General features: G+C 60.2%; 18 protein-coding genes. 10 read left to right on the forward strand and 8 right to left on the reverse strand.

Going from position 1 to position 15,158, the window contains the following annotated elements; translation table 11 throughout:
* Positions 1–58: 58 nt before the first annotated feature.
* The 3 genes from QMK47_RS06915 to recX all read left to right on the forward strand — a co-directional run bounded on the left by QMK47_RS06915 (position 59) and on the right by recX (position 2,171).
* Positions 59–559, forward strand: a complete 501-nt coding sequence (locus QMK47_RS06915; protein WP_253471950.1) for a CinA family protein — start codon at positions 59–61, stop codon at positions 557–559.
* Positions 560–642: 83 nt separating this feature from the next.
* A complete protein-coding gene (recA, locus tag QMK47_RS06920) occupies positions 643–1,695 on the forward strand; it encodes a recombinase RecA (RefSeq protein ID WP_018607950.1) in 1,053 nt (350 codons plus the stop codon).
* 8 nt (positions 1,696–1,703) lie between these two features.
* Positions 1,704–2,171, forward strand: coding sequence for a recombination regulator RecX (recX, locus tag QMK47_RS06925; protein WP_018607949.1), 468 nt, complete (start codon positions 1,704–1,706; stop codon positions 2,169–2,171).
* 46 nt (positions 2,172–2,217) lie between these two features.
* Here recX and QMK47_RS06930 read toward each other — a convergent pair whose 3' ends face one another.
* Entirely contained in the window at positions 2,218–3,336 is a 1,119-nt protein-coding gene (locus QMK47_RS06930; RefSeq protein ID WP_072343282.1) for a TIGR00730 family Rossman fold protein, read from the reverse strand.
* Between the two features lie 255 nt (positions 3,337–3,591).
* On the opposite strand from QMK47_RS06930, the gene QMK47_RS06935 reads away from it, so the two are divergent.
* Together QMK47_RS06935 and QMK47_RS06940 are read left to right on the forward strand one after the other, a co-directional pair.
* Complete coding sequence (locus tag QMK47_RS06935; RefSeq protein WP_284731376.1) at positions 3,592–3,717, forward strand: hypothetical protein; 126 nt, start codon at positions 3,592–3,594, stop codon at positions 3,715–3,717.
* Between the two features lie 85 nt (positions 3,718–3,802).
* The gene (locus tag QMK47_RS06940) at positions 3,803–3,997 is read left to right on the forward strand and encodes a hypothetical protein (protein ID WP_024617640.1); all 195 of its coding nucleotides are present in this window, start codon (positions 3,803–3,805) and stop codon (positions 3,995–3,997) included.
* Here the strand turns inward: QMK47_RS06940 and QMK47_RS06945 are convergent, their stop codons facing one another.
* Positions 3,998–4,420 carry a quorum-sensing-regulated virulence factor family protein gene (locus tag QMK47_RS06945; protein WP_003198359.1) on the reverse strand — a complete coding sequence of 141 codons (423 nt, stop codon included), beginning with the start codon at positions 4,418–4,420 and terminating at the stop codon, positions 3,998–4,000.
* A 184-nt stretch (positions 4,421–4,604) separates the two neighbouring features.
* Here QMK47_RS06945 and QMK47_RS06950 point away from each other — a divergent pair, with 184 nt between their 5' ends.
* The 3 genes from QMK47_RS06950 to QMK47_RS06960 all read left to right on the forward strand — a co-directional run bounded on the left by QMK47_RS06950 (position 4,605) and on the right by QMK47_RS06960 (position 6,652).
* Positions 4,605–5,351: a tRNA-uridine aminocarboxypropyltransferase gene (locus QMK47_RS06950; RefSeq protein ID WP_214511582.1), complete on the forward strand. Its 747-nt coding sequence runs from the start codon at positions 4,605–4,607 to the stop codon at positions 5,349–5,351.
* Between the two features lie 212 nt (positions 5,352–5,563).
* Entirely contained in the window at positions 5,564–6,217 is a 654-nt protein-coding gene (gene erdR, locus QMK47_RS06955; RefSeq protein ID WP_046064978.1) for a response regulator transcription factor ErdR, read from the forward strand.
* 72 nt (positions 6,218–6,289) lie between these two features.
* A complete protein-coding gene (locus QMK47_RS06960; protein ID WP_214511583.1) occupies positions 6,290–6,652 on the forward strand; it encodes a diacylglycerol kinase in 363 nt (120 codons plus the stop codon).
* A 4-nt stretch (positions 6,653–6,656) separates the two neighbouring features.
* On the opposite strand, the gene QMK47_RS06965 is transcribed toward QMK47_RS06960, so the two are convergent.
* Positions 6,657–7,583 carry a LysR family transcriptional regulator gene (locus tag QMK47_RS06965; protein WP_003198364.1) on the reverse strand — a complete coding sequence of 309 codons (927 nt, stop codon included), beginning with the start codon at positions 7,581–7,583 and terminating at the stop codon, positions 6,657–6,659.
* A 121-nt stretch (positions 7,584–7,704) separates the two neighbouring features.
* On the opposite strand from QMK47_RS06965, the gene fpr reads away from it, so the two are divergent.
* The gene (gene fpr, locus QMK47_RS06970; RefSeq protein ID WP_003184787.1) at positions 7,705–8,484 is read left to right on the forward strand and encodes a ferredoxin-NADP reductase; all 780 of its coding nucleotides are present in this window, start codon (positions 7,705–7,707) and stop codon (positions 8,482–8,484) included.
* 204 nt (positions 8,485–8,688) lie between these two features.
* Here fpr and tsaA read toward each other — a convergent pair whose 3' ends face one another.
* From tsaA to rimO, 5 genes are all read right to left on the reverse strand, one after another.
* Positions 8,689–9,387: a tRNA (N6-threonylcarbamoyladenosine(37)-N6)-methyltransferase TrmO gene (tsaA, locus tag QMK47_RS06975; RefSeq protein ID WP_253471954.1), complete on the reverse strand. Its 699-nt coding sequence runs from the start codon at positions 9,385–9,387 to the stop codon at positions 8,689–8,691.
* Between the two features lie 6 nt (positions 9,388–9,393).
* Positions 9,394–9,855 (reverse strand): DUF1456 family protein, encoded by a 462-nt coding sequence (locus tag QMK47_RS06980; protein WP_003198373.1) that lies wholly within the window; start codon positions 9,853–9,855, stop codon positions 9,394–9,396.
* A 57-nt stretch (positions 9,856–9,912) separates the two neighbouring features.
* Positions 9,913–10,623 (reverse strand): rRNA pseudouridine synthase, encoded by a 711-nt coding sequence (locus tag QMK47_RS06985; RefSeq protein WP_003198375.1) that lies wholly within the window; start codon positions 10,621–10,623, stop codon positions 9,913–9,915.
* An 83-nt stretch (positions 10,624–10,706) separates the two neighbouring features.
* Positions 10,707–11,180, reverse strand: a complete 474-nt coding sequence (locus QMK47_RS06990; protein WP_258690467.1) for a GNAT family N-acetyltransferase — start codon at positions 11,178–11,180, stop codon at positions 10,707–10,709.
* A 237-nt stretch (positions 11,181–11,417) separates the two neighbouring features.
* Positions 11,418–12,758 carry a 30S ribosomal protein S12 methylthiotransferase RimO gene (gene rimO / locus QMK47_RS06995; protein WP_077505975.1) on the reverse strand — a complete coding sequence of 447 codons (1,341 nt, stop codon included), beginning with the start codon at positions 12,756–12,758 and terminating at the stop codon, positions 11,418–11,420.
* A gap of 334 nt (positions 12,759–13,092) precedes the next feature.
* Between rimO and QMK47_RS07000 the strand changes: the two genes are divergently transcribed.
* Positions 13,093–14,934, forward strand: coding sequence for a potassium transporter Kup (locus QMK47_RS07000; RefSeq protein ID WP_408980857.1), 1,842 nt, complete (start codon positions 13,093–13,095; stop codon positions 14,932–14,934).
* Positions 14,935–15,158 lie beyond the last annotated feature (224 nt).

Genomic DNA, 15,158 nt, shown 5'->3' on the forward strand with positions numbered 1-15,158 from the left:
GCAAGCTTCCATTGCTCGTGTACGGTAGGCCTCAATTGTGTGGAATCAGGAGAGCACCATGGACGACATCACTGAACTGGCCGCTGAGCTGGGCAGGCGCCTGCAGCTGCTCAATGCCCACGTCACCACGGCCGAGTCCTGTACGGGCGGAGGAATTGCCGAGGCGATTACCCGGATTCCCGGGAGTTCGGCCTGGTTCGAGGCCGGTTATGTCACCTATTCCAATCGCCAGAAGAGCCAGCAGTTGAATGTCCCCGCCGAGTTGTTCGAGAAGGTGGGGGCGGTCAGCCGCGAGGTGGTCGAGGCCATGGCACAAGGGGCCCAGCGCAAAAGCCTGGCGCGTTATGCCGTGGCGGTCAGCGGTGTGGCCGGGCCGGACGGGGGCTCACCGAGTAAACCGGTGGGCACCGTGTGGCTGGCCTGGGCTGTTGGCGAGACGGTGTACAGCGAGCAGAAATTCTTCCCAGGCAATCGCGACGAGGTCCGCCGACAAACGGTGAAGGCCGCGCTAGACGGGCTGTTACAACATGCCGCCGTAGAAATCTCAAATCAGGGGTAGGCGATCCCCGATCGCTGTGGAATAATACTGGCTACTTATACAGGTGTTGGCCGTCAGGCCTTATTGATTACGTGAGGACTTTAATGGACGACAACAAGAAGAAAGCCTTGGCTGCGGCCTTGGGTCAGATCGAACGTCAATTCGGCAAGGGTGCCGTAATGCGTATGGGCGATCAGGACCGTCAGGCTATTCCTTCCATCTCCACCGGCTCCCTGGGCCTGGACATTGCGCTTGGCATCGGCGGCCTGCCAAAAGGCCGGATCGTTGAAATCTACGGTCCTGAATCGTCCGGTAAAACCACACTGACCTTGTCCGTGATCGCCCAGGCCCAAAAAGCCGGTGCGACCTGCGCCTTCGTCGATGCCGAACACGCCCTGGACCCGGAATACGCCGGCAAACTGGGTGTCAACGTCGACGACCTGCTGGTTTCCCAGCCGGACACCGGCGAACAGGCCCTGGAAATCACCGACATGCTGGTGCGTTCCAACGCGGTTGACGTGATCATCGTCGACTCCGTGGCGGCACTGGTGCCAAAAGCTGAAATCGAAGGTGAAATGGGCGACATGCACGTGGGCCTCCAGGCTCGCCTGATGTCCCAGGCCTTGCGCAAGATCACCGGTAACATCAAGAACGCCAACTGCCTGGTGATCTTCATCAACCAGATCCGTATGAAGATCGGCGTGATGTTCGGCAGCCCGGAAACCACCACCGGTGGTAACGCGCTGAAGTTCTACGCCTCGGTTCGCCTCGATATCCGCCGTACTGGCGCGGTGAAAGAAGGTGATGAGGTTGTCGGCAGCGAAACCCGCGTCAAGGTCGTGAAGAACAAGGTGGCTTCGCCGTTCCGTCAGGCCGAGTTCCAGATTCTTTACGGCAAGGGCATCTACCTCAATGGCGAGATGATCGACCTGGGTGTGCTGCACGGTTTCGTCGAGAAGTCGGGCGCCTGGTATGCCTACAACGGCACCAAGATCGGTCAGGGCAAGGCCAACTCGGCCAAGTTCCTGGCGGACAACCCGGAAGTCGCCGCCGCCCTTGAGAAGCAACTGCGTGACAAGCTGCTGAGCCCGGTTGCAGACGTAAAGGCAGTGGCCAATCGCGAGCCCGTTGACGATCTGGCTGACGCTGACATCTGATCGCTCCGATGACCGCCGTACTCGATACCCTCGTCGCGGTGCGGCGAACCGCAATGGACCTGCTCGCCAGGCGCGAGCACGGTAGAGTCGAGCTGACGCGTAAGCTGCGTCAGCGCGGCGCTCCCGATGAGTTGATCGACACCGCCCTCGACCGTTTGACCGAAGAGGGCTTGCTGTCGGAGTCCCGTTACCTGGAAAGCTTTGTCTCCTATCGCGCTCGCTCCGGTTATGGTCCTTTGCGAATTCGTGAGGAACTGGGCCAGCGCGGTTTGCAACGCCCGGATATCGAACTTGCCTTGCGCGAAAGTGGTATCGATTGGCAGGAGCAACTGACGGACACCTGGCGCCGAAAGTTCTCAGGACATTTACCCATCGATGCACGGGAGCGAGCCAAACAAGGGCGTTTCCTGGCGTATCGAGGTTACTCCATGGAAATGATCAACCGCTTGTTCAGCGGTCGTGGTATGGATGACTAAACAAAAACGGCCTGCTATTTCGATAGCAGGCCGTTTTTTTATGGGCTCAGGTTACCTTGATCGGCTCCCATGTGAGGGGATGAGGTTTTTGGGCGGGCTGGGCCCAGTTTTCCGGCAGGTTGATGTAGTCCACCAGTTCCCTCAAGCGACCGTGATCCCGAGCGTTGAAGGCAAACGCCAGTCGCGTCAGATGACTGAACTGCGCTTCGTCGTGCTCTTCACCGCTGTAGTCATGTTGATGAAAACAGTCGTTCAGGCACAAATCGGCGAATTCTCCCTGCATCTGCTGTAGCGCTTGTTCGTTTAGCTTGTGGTTCATGCGGATCACGAACTGATGCTTGAGCCAGCGACTGGAGTGGAAGTTGCGGTAGAACTGGTTGATTTCTTCCACGGCCTCTTCGGCGTTGTACACCAGGCGCATCAGCTTCATGTCGGTGGGCAGGATGTAGCGGTTTTCCTCCAATTGCTCGCGGATAAAGTTCAGGGCTCCTTGCCAGAACTTGCCCCCTGGAACATCCAGCAGGACCACCGGTACCAGCGGGCTCTTGCCTGTCTGTACCAGCGTCAGGACTTCCAGCGCTTCATCAAGCGTGCCGAAACCACCGGGGCAGAGCACCAGTGCGTCGGCCTCTTTGACGAAAAACAGTTTGCGGGTGAAGAAGAAGTGGAACGGCAGCAGGTTCGGCGTGCCCTCGACGGTCGGGTTTGCGTGTTGCTCGAAAGGCAGGGTGATATTGAATCCCAGGCTGTGGTCGCGCCCCGCGCCTTCATGGGCGGCGGCCATGATGCCACCGCCGGCGCCGGTGATGACCATCATGTCCGAACGGGCTAGCGCCGCCCCCAGCTCTCGGGCCAGGCCATACAGCGGATGTTCGATGGGCGTTCGTGCCGAGCCGAAGACCGTGACCTTGCGCCGGCCCTTGAACTGCTCGAGGGTACGGAAGGCGTGTTCCAGTTCCCTCAGGGCTTGTAGCGTGATCTTGGCATTCCAGCGGTTGTGATCTTCCTGGGCCATGCGCAGCACGGTCAGGATCATGTCTCGGTAAATGGGGAGGTTGGGGCTGTTGGGGGACACCAGGTTGAGTTGCTCTTCGACCTTGCGGGTGAGGTCGTGGCCATGGTTCTCAAAATGACGACTGAGCAGGTCATTCGGTTTGTAAGGCATTCAGCTTCTCCTTCTTAACAGGACCCCGGCCCGGACGAGAGATTCATCGGGGCCACGACACTCCGTGTGTCGTTGTCAGCCCAGGCATCGGCCTGGAGGGCGACCTGGCTTGACGCGGTCTGCAGCAAGGCGACCAAGCCATCCAGCGGGTTCTGCTTTTCCCTTTGATAAAAAACAATCACACGCCAAGGTGTTGGCCAGGCAGCCTCTTTCTGCCCGATGAAAATACTATGGATACTTTGAATCTAGACCGTCATGCCGATCTTTGCTGCCCTGATCATGGCGCTCAAAAGTGACCGTTGGCAACCGCTGATACATGCGCTGAACTATCGCGCCGCTCGTCAGATTGCCGGCCGGGTGCGTGCCGCTCTGATTTACTGATAACAAGCGTGCCAATGCAATTTGACGCCCAGGGTTGGGTGCCACGGGATGGATTGAAGCGGATCGGGGCAGGGAGGCGGGAGAAATGACCAGGGTCACTCTGGAGCTCGATAGGCAGTTGTACCTGATGCTGCGGGAATCGGCACAGGCCAATCGGGTGAGTCTTGAGGAAGAATGCTGTCGTCGGCTGGGAGGGCGAGCATGGCGCTCGCGTTACTTGCAGGCGCTGGTGGCGGAGTTGCGCGCCGACGATGAGCAGCGGCGCGCAAATTCAGGTTGATTACTTCTTCGTCTTGGCCGGTTTCGGGCAATCCGATTCCTGGAAGCGCTCGGTCGCGACCGGGCGGTTGGTCTTAACCTCGGTGAACTCGTAGCGCATGGTTGCGCCCTTGGCCATCAACTTGCGGAAACCTGGATTGGTGCACACCGTAGAGCCCAACTGGAAATACACAGCCTTGGGGTCTGCGCGCATTTTCTGGGCATGACTGCTTTGCACACTGAGATGGTTGATCAGCTCGGTGCCTTCGACGGTATAACCCTGGTCGAGAATGTCTTCGTTGATCGCCCGCGGCGTACCGACGCTACTTTCCTTGGCGACGTTCTGCAGCATCTTGTTCAGTTCGAGTTCTTTCAGCGAAGCAGCCTGAGCGCTGAAGGACGTCGCCAGCAGAACGGCAACGGTAGGGACGATAAGGCGCAGCATGAAACTCTCCTGGTTCAGTGACTGGTGGTTCGACCGATCACATGACTGTGCGTTCAGTGGCCGGGAATTATAGGGGAGCCAGGGTGGACGGTACAGGCTCGTGCGCTCTGGTAGACTGCCGGCCTTTATTGCCCTGCCGAGTGTTGTTCGTGTCGAGTTTTCCTGTCTGTCGGCGTTGCCCACGATGAATCACGCCCCTAACGCCGTAGCCCGCCTGCGCGACCAGCGCATCGATGAAGGGATCAGGCCGATCCAGGCCCGTGGCTGGCGTGCGCCCCGTTGCAGCGCCTGCCGAGTGATCGAGAGCCATTGCCTGTGCGCCTGGCGTCCGAGTGTCGAGACCCGCTCCGGGGTCTGCCTGATCATGACCAGCAAGGAAGTGTTCAAGCCGAGCAACACCGGTTGGCTGATTGCCGACGTCGTGCGCGACAATCACGCGTTCATCTGGTCGCGCACCGACGTCGACGAGCAACTGCTGGCGCTGCTGAACGATCCGCAATGGCAACCGTACCTGGTGTTTCCGGGCGAATATGTCGAGCCATCACGGGTTACCCATACGGTTGACCTTGATCATTCCAAGCGCCCGCTGTTCATTCTGCTGGATGCGACCTGGACCGAGGCGCGGAAGATTTTTCGTAAAAGCCCGTATTTCGACCGACTGCCGATCCTGAGCCTGCTGCCCGACAGACTGTCGCGTTACCGCCTGCGCCGTTCGACCCGCAGCGAGCACCTGTGCACCGCCGAAGTGGCGGCATTGTGTCTGGAGCTGGCGGGGGACAGCGATGCCGCTTCGGCCCTGGACGCCTATTTCGATGTGTTCAGCCAGCATTACCTGGGCGCCAAGGGCCAGCAGGAGGTGAACGTCTCGACCCCGGCCCACGCCGAGTTGCAACCCTTTATCCGTACGCCGCAAGCAGTATTGGCCCAATAGTGGCTCATACTGGACACTGTGGCGGCCGTGCTGCTTGACCACCCCGGCTTCGCTGGGCATGCTTGGCGCCGACCAGGGCGCCGCCAATGTTTGATACGCCGTGTTTGGCGTTGAATGTGCCCCTGTGGATGCCGCTGCACGGCGGTGTCTTGAGTTGTCTTGGCGAGGCGCGAATGCTCGGGCCTGCCATTAAAAACAGGATCATTTGAAAAATGGCCACATACGAAATCCTGATTGCCGATGACCACCCGCTCTTTCGCAGCGCGTTGCATCAGGCTGTGACCCTGGGCCTCGGCCCGGCTGTCCGGTTGACGGAGGTGGCCAGTATCGCGGAACTGGAGGTGCAGTTGACGGCGAAGGCCGATTGGGACCTGGTGCTGCTGGACCTGAACATGCCCGGTGCCTATGGTTTTTCAGGGCTGGTGCTGTTGCGGGGCCAATACCCGCAAATCCCCGTGGTCATGGTCTCGGCGCAGGAAGAAGCCTCGGTGATGGTCAAGGCCCGGGAGTTTGGCGCCAGCGGATTCATACCCAAGTCCAGTTCCCTTGAGATGATTCAGAAGGCCGTGAAGGCGGTCCTGGACGGCGACGTCTGCTGGCCACCCCAGGCGTTCGAAGCGGTGAGCGTGTCCGAGGAAGCCAAGGCCGCCAGCGAGGGCCTGGCCAGTCTCACGCCGCAGCAGTTCCGGGTATTGACCATGGTCTGCGAAGGCTTGCTGAACAAGCAGATTGCCTACGAACTGAGCGTTTCGGAGGCCACCATCAAGGCTCACGTCACGGCGATCTTTCGTAAGCTGAACGTGCGCACCCGGACCCAGGCGGCCTTGCTGCTGCAACAACTTGAGTCAATTTCACCGCAGGCCTAGTGTTCCGGTTCACGCTTTTTTGACCGGGTTTGAATTAGCTTCTCCACTCCTTTTAGATCAGTAGCCCACTCTATGTCACCTTTTAAAGGCCAGACCGGCCTGAAACGCATCCTCAACGCCTCCGGCTATTCCTTGGACGGGCTGCGTGCAGCTTTTGTCGGCGAAGCAGCTTTCCGTCAGTTGGTGTTGCTCAATGTCGTGTTGATCCCGTTGTCATTCTTCCTGAACGTCAGTCGTGTCGAGCAGGCGCTGCTGATTGCCGTGTGCCTGTTGGCATTGATCGTGGAATTGCTCAACTCGGCGGTGGAGGCGGCCATCGACCGCATCTCCCTGGAGCTGCACCCATTGTCAAAAAATGCCAAGGACATGGGCAGCGCCGCCCAGTTAGTCGCCATGACGATGATCGCGTTGGTGTGGGGCGTGGTGCTGTTGTAACGGCTCAGGCGATGGTCGGCAGCACGATTTCGTCGCTGCGCTGGGCCCCGGCGGTGAAGGCCCGGCACAGTTCGAGGAATTCGCGCATGGCCGAGGTCTGGTACTTCTGTTTATGCCAGATGAAATAAAACTGCCGCGCCAGGTCCATGTCCGGGGTTTCCACCGCGACAAGGCTGCCGCGGCGGAAGGCGTCGCGCAGGGCCAGGCGTGAGATGCAGCCAATGCCCAGGCCGGACTCCACGGCGCGCTTGATCGCTTCGGTGTGTTCCAGCTCCAGGCGGATATTCAGCGCGCTACGGTGGTGACGCATGGCCTGGTCGAAGGTCAGGCGCGTGCCGGAACCCTGTTCCCGTAGAATCCACGCCTCATGGGTCAGTTCCTCCATGGTCGCCTGGCCACGCTTGGCCAGCGGGTGTTGGGGGGCACAGAACACCACCAGTTCGTCCTCGACCCAGCTCTGTACCTCGATGTCCGGATGGCTGCAGTCACCTTCGATTAGACCCAGATCAATTTCATAGTGAGCAACCTGGTGCACGATATTGGCAGTGTTCTGCACGTGCAGCTTCACCTGGCTTTCTGGATGGCGCTGCATGAAACCGCCGATCAACAAGGTCGCCAGGTAATTGCCGATGGTCAGGGTGGCACCGACCGCTAGTGAGCCGAAACCGGATTTGCCGTTGAGCAGGTCTTCGATTTCCTTGGCCTGGTCCAGCAGCGCCACTGCCTGGGGCAGCAGTTGTTTGCCCAGGGCGTTGAGGCTCAGGCGCTTGCCGGCACGGTCGAACAATTGGCAGCTCGATTGCCGCTCCAGTTCGGTGATGGAGGTGCTGGCCGCCGACTGCGACAGATTGAGGTGACCCGCAGCGCGAGACACGCTTTCCTGCTGGGCGACGGCGACGAAGACTTGAAGTTGACGGAGAGTAAATCGCATATCGATATAACCGATAACCCTTATCTTAATAATCCATTTAACAGATATTGTCGCCGCCATTAGAATGCGATGCAATTGCGCAGATTATCGGCGCGGGCATTATTCCCAGGAGTCCCCGTACATGAGCAACATGAACCACGAGCGTGTCCTCAGTGTTCATCACTGGAACGACACTCTGTTCAGCTTCAAGTGCACCCGCGATCCGGGCCTGCGCTTCGAGAACGGTCAGTTCGTGATGATCGGCCTGCAACAGCCCAATGGCCGCCCGCTTATGCGCGCTTACTCGATTGCCAGCCCGAACTGGGAAGAGCATCTCGAATTCTTCAGCATCAAGGTGCCTGATGGTCCGCTGACCTCCCAGTTGCAGCACCTGAAGGAAGGCGACGAGATCATCATCAGCAAGAAACCCACCGGCACCCTCGTGCTGGACGATCTCAAGCCTGGCAAGCATTTGTACCTGCTCAGCACCGGTACTGGCCTGGCGCCGTTCATGAGCGTCATCCAGGATCCGGAAACCTATGAGCGTTTCGAAAAAGTGATCCTGTGCCACGGCGTGCGTTACGTCAATGAAGTCGCTTACCGCGAGTTCATCACCGAACACTTGCCGCAGAACGAGTTCTTCGGCGAAGCGCTGCGTGACAAGCTGATCTACTACCCGACCGTGACGCGCGAGCCGTTCGAGAACGAAGGCCGCCTGACCGACCTGATGCGCAGCGGCAAACTGTTCCGCGACATCGGCCTGCCACCGATCAACCCGCAGGACGACCGCGCGATGTTGTGCGGCAGCCCGAGCATGCTCGACGAGACCAGCGAAGTGCTCAACAGCTTCGGCCTGACCGTTTCGCCGCGTATGCGCGAGCCGGGTGATTACCTGATCGAGCGGGCGTTTGTAGAGAAGTAAGCTGTTGTGGTGACTGAAAGATCGCCATCGCGAGCAAGCTCGCTCCCACAAGGGGATTTGTGTTGAATCCAAATGCGTGAACAACACAGACGCACCTGTGGGAGCGAGCTTGCTCGCGATGGCAGCGACTCGGTCCAACAGATGCCCCACAAAAAAGCCCGCGCCGCCTGATGAAGGCCGCGCGGGCTTTTTCGTTTCTGGTGTTTACGGTTTCGCCGGAATCACTTCCAACACCCGAATCAACCCCGCCTGCGGGTAATGCCAACGAACGTCCAGGTCCCAGAACTGCGCGCCATATTCCCGTTCGACGGTAGGAACCTGGTACGCCGGGCGCGGGTCTTGGGCCAGGCATTGTTCAATCAGCTCCACCAGGGGCTCTCCCAGGCGCGTGGCATGCTCGCGCGCTTGAAGCAGGGCAGTGTCCGCCCATTGCACCGGAATCAATTCAGGCGCTGCGCTGGCGATGCTGTTGGAAGCTGAGCCGATGATGTCGGCGTAGGGTACGTAGGGCTTGATGTCCAGCACGGGTGTGCCGTCCAGCAAATCGATACCCGAGATCCACAGGCGCCCGGCTTCGACCCGCTCCAGCTTCACCACCGATTGGCCGATGCCGTTGGGGCGGTGGGTGGCGCGGGTGGCGAATACACCCATGGACTTGTTGCCGCCCAGGCGCGGCGGCCGCACTTTCAACCGCGGCTTGTCTTCCAGGGCCTGGTGGAACAGGAACAGCAGCCAGACATGGCTGACCAGCTCCAACCCCTGCACCGCCTCGCCCTGATCGAACGGCGCCACCAGCTCCAGCACGCCACGTGCGGCCGGCGCCAACTGCGGTTGGCGGGGGATGGCGAACTTCTCCTTGAAGCAGGAGCGGACGAAGCCGATGGGGGAGACGCTGTAAGTCACGGGGTGTCAGCCGCGCACGCGCAGCGTCAGGCCCTTGAGGAAATTGCGCAGCAACTGGTCGCCACACGGGCGGTAGTTGGTATGGCCGAACTTGCGGAACAGAGCGCTCAGTTCCGGTTTGGACACCGGGAACTCGGCGGCCTTGAGGATGGCGTGCATGTCGTCTTCCTTCAGCTCGAACGCCACTCGCAGTTTCTTGAGAATGATGTTGTTGGTCACCGGCACTTCGATCGGCTGCGGCGGGCGGCTTTCGTCCTTGCCACGCTTGAAGATCACCAGGCCATCGAGAAAATGCGCCATGACCTCGTCAGGGCAGAACACGAAGCCTTCTTCCTCGTCTTTCTTGAGGTAGCCCGTCAGGTCGGCCAGGGAGACTTCCAGGCCGCCCAGCTTGATGATCTCGATGACTTTCTTGTCGCTGATGTCGAGCATGTAGCGCACGCTGCGCAGTACGTCGTTGTGAATCATGTGTGCAGTCCTGATCAATCGGCAGTGGGCGCCCCGGTTCGGTGCGGCGCCGGAAAATTAGAATTTCTCTTTGGCAGACAGGTAGCGCCACTGGCCCAGCGGCACCTTGCCGATGGACACGCCGCCGATGCGAATGCGGCGAATGGCGACGACCTTGAGCCCGACAGCCTGGCAAAACAGAGCGATCACGCCGGGCTGCGGGTTTTTCATGGCGAAGCGCAGGCGGTTCTCGTTCTGCCAGCTGGCCTTGACCGCCGGCAGCTCCTTGCCCTTGTAGGTCAAGCCATGGTTCAGGCGATTGAGGCCATGGGCGACCATCTCGCCTTCGACTTCCACCACGTATTCCTGCTCGATCTTGGCGGCGTCGGCGGTGAGCTTGCGCAAGATCTTCCAGTCCTGGGTGAACACCAGCAGTCCGCTGGCGTTGGCCTGCAGGTCGGCGCTGGCGGTCAGGCGCAGGAAATGGCCCTTGAGCGGGCGTTTGCCGAAGCGATGTTCTTCGCTCAGGGTCTGCGGCCCGAGGGACGCCATGGCAGTGTCCACATCCGTGCCTGCCGGGACGTTGAGCAGGAGAGTCACCGGTTCCGGCGCGGTGGCCTTGGCCTCGGGGTCGAGTTCGACTTTCTGGGTGGTGACCTTGAACTGCGGCTCATCAATCACTTCGCCATCCACGGTGACCCAGCCGCCCTCGATGAACAGCTCAGCCTCCCGACGGGAACAGCCGACGAGTTCGATGAGGCGTTTGGAGAGACGAATCGGGTCAGTCATGACGGGGGCCGTAACAAAAAGAGGGTGGGCATTGTACCTGCCTGGCGCCGGTTAATCGCGGGTCCATTTGCCTCATGCCGTTTTTAGCCGCGTCCAGCCTTCAGGCCGGCCTGCTTGTAGCGCATGTGCAGCAGCGGGTAGGGTTGGTTCATGCCATCTTTCGCCGAGCGTCCGACCACTTCGAAGCCTTGCTTGAGGTAAAAGCCCAGGGCTTGCGGGTTCTGCTCGTTGACGTCCAGTTGATCGGCGTTCAGGTGTTCCATGGCGTAGCGCAGCAGTTGCTTGCCCAGGCCCTGGCCACGGTGTTGCGGGTCGATGAAGAGCATCTCGATCTTGCCGGCCGCGACGCCGGCGAAACCGGTGATCCGCTGACGCGCGTCCCGGGTGCAAATAAGCATCACCGCATCCAGGTAACGGGTGAGCACCAGGTTTTTCAGCAGCTCGATGTAGCTGTCCGGCAGGAAGTCGTGGGTGGCACGTACCGATGCCTCCCACACCTGGGTCAGTTCCTGGTAATCGCTCGGTTTCGGTGTGTGGATGACCGAATGCTGACGCATGCCCGCCTGTTCCTTGTGCTGGATGTCCTGGGTTTCTCCATACGATAGCCGTAAAAAAGCCCCGCATCTTGTAGTAAGAGCAGGGCTTTTCAATTTTTTACCGAGTTTCGCAAGAGCCTGTGGGAGCACAGCTTGCTCGCGATGGCAGAGCATCAGTCAACACTTGCAGTGGCTGACACTGCGCTATCGCGAGCAAGCTGTGCTCACACAGGCCAACCGATCTGTTCAGCTCACAAATCAACCGATCTGCTCAGCCCACAAATCGTACTCATCGGCGTCGGTCACCTTGCACCAGACTTTGTCGCCCGGCTTGAGGTTGCTGCCATTGTCGATGAAGACGTTGCCGTCGATTTCCGGGGCGTCGAAGAAGCAGCGGCCCACGGCGCCTTGTTCGTCCACTTCATCCACCAGCACTTCGATTTCACGGCCGATGCGCATTTGCAGGCGCGCCGAGCTGATGGCCTGCTGGTGCGCCATGAAGCGGTCCCAACGGTCCTGCTTGACGTCGTCCGGCACCACGTCCAGGTCCAGGTCGTTGGCCGGTGCGCCTTCGACAGGGGAATACTGGAAGCAGCCGACGCGGTCGAGCTGGGCTTCGGTCAGCCAATCCAGCAGGTACTGGAAGTCTTCTTCGGTTTCACCGGGGAAGCCGACGATGAAGGTCGAGCGGATGATCAGGTCCGGGCAGATTTCACGCCAGTTCTTGATGCGGGCCAGGGTCTTGTCTTCGAACGCCGGGCGCTTCATGGCCTTGAGGACTTTCGGGCTGGCGTGCTGGAACGGGATGTCCAGGTACGGCAGGATCTTGCCGGCGGCCATCAGCGGGATCAGTTCGTCGACGTGCGGGTATGGGTAGACGTAATGCAGGCGAACCCAGACGCCGAGGGTGCTGAGGGCTTCGCACAGTTCGGTCATGCGGGTTTTCACCGGCGCGCCGTTCCAGAAGCCGGTGCGGTATTTCACGTCGACGCCGTAGGCGCTGGTGTCCTGGGAGATCACCAGCAGTTCCTTGACGCCGGCCTTGACCAGGCGCTGGGCCTCGTCGAGCACATCGCCCACCGGGCGGCTCACCAGCTTGCCGCGCATCGACGGAATGATGCAGAAGCTGCAGCTGTGGTTGCAGCCTTCGGAAATCTTCAGGTAGGCGTAGTGGCGCGGGGTCAGCTTGATGCCTTGCGGCGGCACCAGGTCGATCAGCGGGTTATGGTCCTGGCGTGGCGGCACCACGTCGTGCACGGCGTTGACCACCTGCTCGTACTGCTGCGGACCGGTCACGGACAATACGCTCGGGTGCACGTTGCGGATGTTGCCTTCTTCCACGCCCATGCAGCCGGTGACGATGACCTTGCCGTTTTCCTTGATGGCTTCGCCGATCACTTCCAGGGACTCGGCCTTGGCCGAGTCGATGAAGCCGCAGGTGTTGACCACGACCACGTCGGCGTCCTGATAGGTGGACACAACGTCATAGCCTTCCATGCGCAACTGGGTCAGGATGCGCTCGGAGTCGACCAGAGCCTTCGGGCAACCCAGGGATACGAAGCCAACCTTCGGATTGGCTGGCGCGGTAGTGGTGGACATGTCTAACCTCGGTGTAGGGGGGATCGTCTCTTGCCGAGACAGGGCGCCTGGCGCGCCTCTGATCAAAAAGTGCGCAATTCTATCTGTGGCTGGGCTGCTTGACCAGCTTTATACCGGGAAATGCGACGAGTGCTGCGCTATGCTTCGCGCCTTTGCGTTCAGACGATTGCTACAGTCAACAAAACGTCTGTAACAATGCGTAAAACAGCGCATGCTGCCTCAACAAAGCATAGTGCTTCGTTCAAGAAGCCAGGACTGGAATCAGGAGTGTTGGATGGGTCATGCAAGTAGTCAGGCGGTGGGTGCCGAGCATTCGGCAGCGAAACCGCTGAGCATGCTGGTCGCGGCGGTCGGAGTGGTTTATGGCGACATCGGCACGAGCCCGTTGTACACCCTCAAGGAAGTGTTTTCCGGTGCCTACGGCGTACCTGTCAATCACGATGGTGTGCTGGGGATTCTCTCGCTGATTTTCTGGTCGCTGATCTGGGTCGTGTCGATCAAGTACATGATGTTCGTCCTGCGCGCCGACAACCAGGGCGAGGGCGGGATCATGGCGCTCACCGCCCTGGCGCGGCGAGCAGCGGCGGGACGGGCGCGGCTGCGGACGTTCCTGGTGGTCTGCGGCTTGATCGGCGCGGCGCTGTTCTACGGCGACAGCATGATCACGCCGGCCATTTCCGTACTCTCGGCAATTGAAGGCCTTGGCCTGGCGTTCGAAGGCATCGACCACTGGGTGGTGCCCTTGTCGCTGGTGGTGCTGGTGGGGCTGTTCCTGATCCAGCGCCACGGCACTGCGCGCATTGGCATCCTGTTCGGCCCGATCATGGTGACCTGGTTCCTGGTGCTTGGCGCCCTGGGTGTGTACGGCATCCTGCAGCACCCGGAAGTGTTGCAAGCGGTGAACCCGGCCTGGGCCGTGCGTTTCTTTGTCGTCCACCCGGGCATGGGCGTGGCGATCCTCGGCGCCGTGGTACTGGCGTTGACCGGTGCCGAAGCGCTGTACGCCGACATGGGCCATTTCGGTCGTAAACCAATTGCCCGCGCCTGGTTCATCCTGGTGTTGCCAGGCCTGATGCTCAACTATTTCGGCCAGGGTGCATTGTTGCTGGGTGACCCGGAAGCGGCGCGCAACCCGTTCTATCTGCTGGCGCCGAGCTGGGCGTTGCTGCCTCTGGTGGGCCTGTCGACCCTGGCCACGGTGATCGCTTCGCAAGCAGTGATTTCCGGGGCGTTCTCCCTGACGCGCCAGGCGATCCAGCTCGGTTACATCCCGCGCATGTATATCCAGCACACCTCCAGCGCCGAGCAGGGCCAGATCTACATCGGTGCGGTGAACTGGTCGCTGATGGTCGGCGTGGTGCTGCTGGTGCTGGGTTTCGAGTCTTCCGGTGCGCTGGCTTCGGCCTACGGCGTGGCAGTGACCGGAACCATGCTGATGACCACGATCCTGGTGTCCGCCGTTATATTGCTGTTGTGGAAATGGCCGCCACTGTTGGCGGTACCGTTGTTGTTCGGTTTCCTGCTGGTCGATGGCCTGTACTTTGCCGCCAACGTGCCGAAAATCGTTCAGGGCGGTGCTTTCCCGGTCATCGCCGGTATCGCCTTGTTTGTGCTGATGACCACCTGGAAGCGCGGCAAGCAATTGCTGGTGGAGCGCCTGGACGAAGGTGCGTTGCCGCTGCCGATCTTCATCAGCAGTATTCGCGTGCAACCGCCTCATCGCGTACAGGGCACCGCCGTGTTCCTGACCGCACGCTCGGACGCCGTGCCCCATGCGCTGTTGCACAACCTGTTGCATAACCAGGTGCTGCATGAGCAAGTGGTGCTGCTGACGGTGGTGTATGAAGACATTCCCCGGGTACCGCCGCAGCGGCGCTTTGAGGTCGATGCCTATGGCGAAGGGTTCTTCCGGGTGATCCTGCACTTCGGTTTCACTGACGAGCCGGACGTCCCGCAGGCGCTCAAGCTCTGTCATCTGGATGACCTGGACTTCAGTCCGATGCGTACCACCTACTTCCTCAGCCGCGAAACGGTCATCGCGTCGAAACTCGAAGGCATGGCCCGCTGGCGCGAGGCGTTGTTCGCCTTCATGTTGAAGAACGCCAACGGCAACCTGCGCTTCTTCAATCTGCCGTTGAACCGGGTGATTGAGCTGGGGACGCAGGTGGAGATATAGCAACCAGAAAACAAAAAGCCCTCGTTGCCTTGCGGCGGCGGGGGCTTTTTTGTGGGCCACACAATGTCGATGTCAGGCGAATCTTGTGGGAGCGAGCTTGCTCGCGATAGCGGAGTGTCAGGTTGCAAAGATGTTGGATATGCCGCCGTCATCGCGAGCAAGCTCGCTCCCACAGGGGGGCTTGTGCAGTTGAGCGGGCACAAAAAAGCCCCGGCAACCCTAAG

Source organism: Pseudomonas sp. P9_35, assembly GCF_034008205.1.
GTDB lineage: Bacteria > Pseudomonadota > Gammaproteobacteria > Pseudomonadales > Pseudomonadaceae > Aquipseudomonas > Aquipseudomonas kilonensis.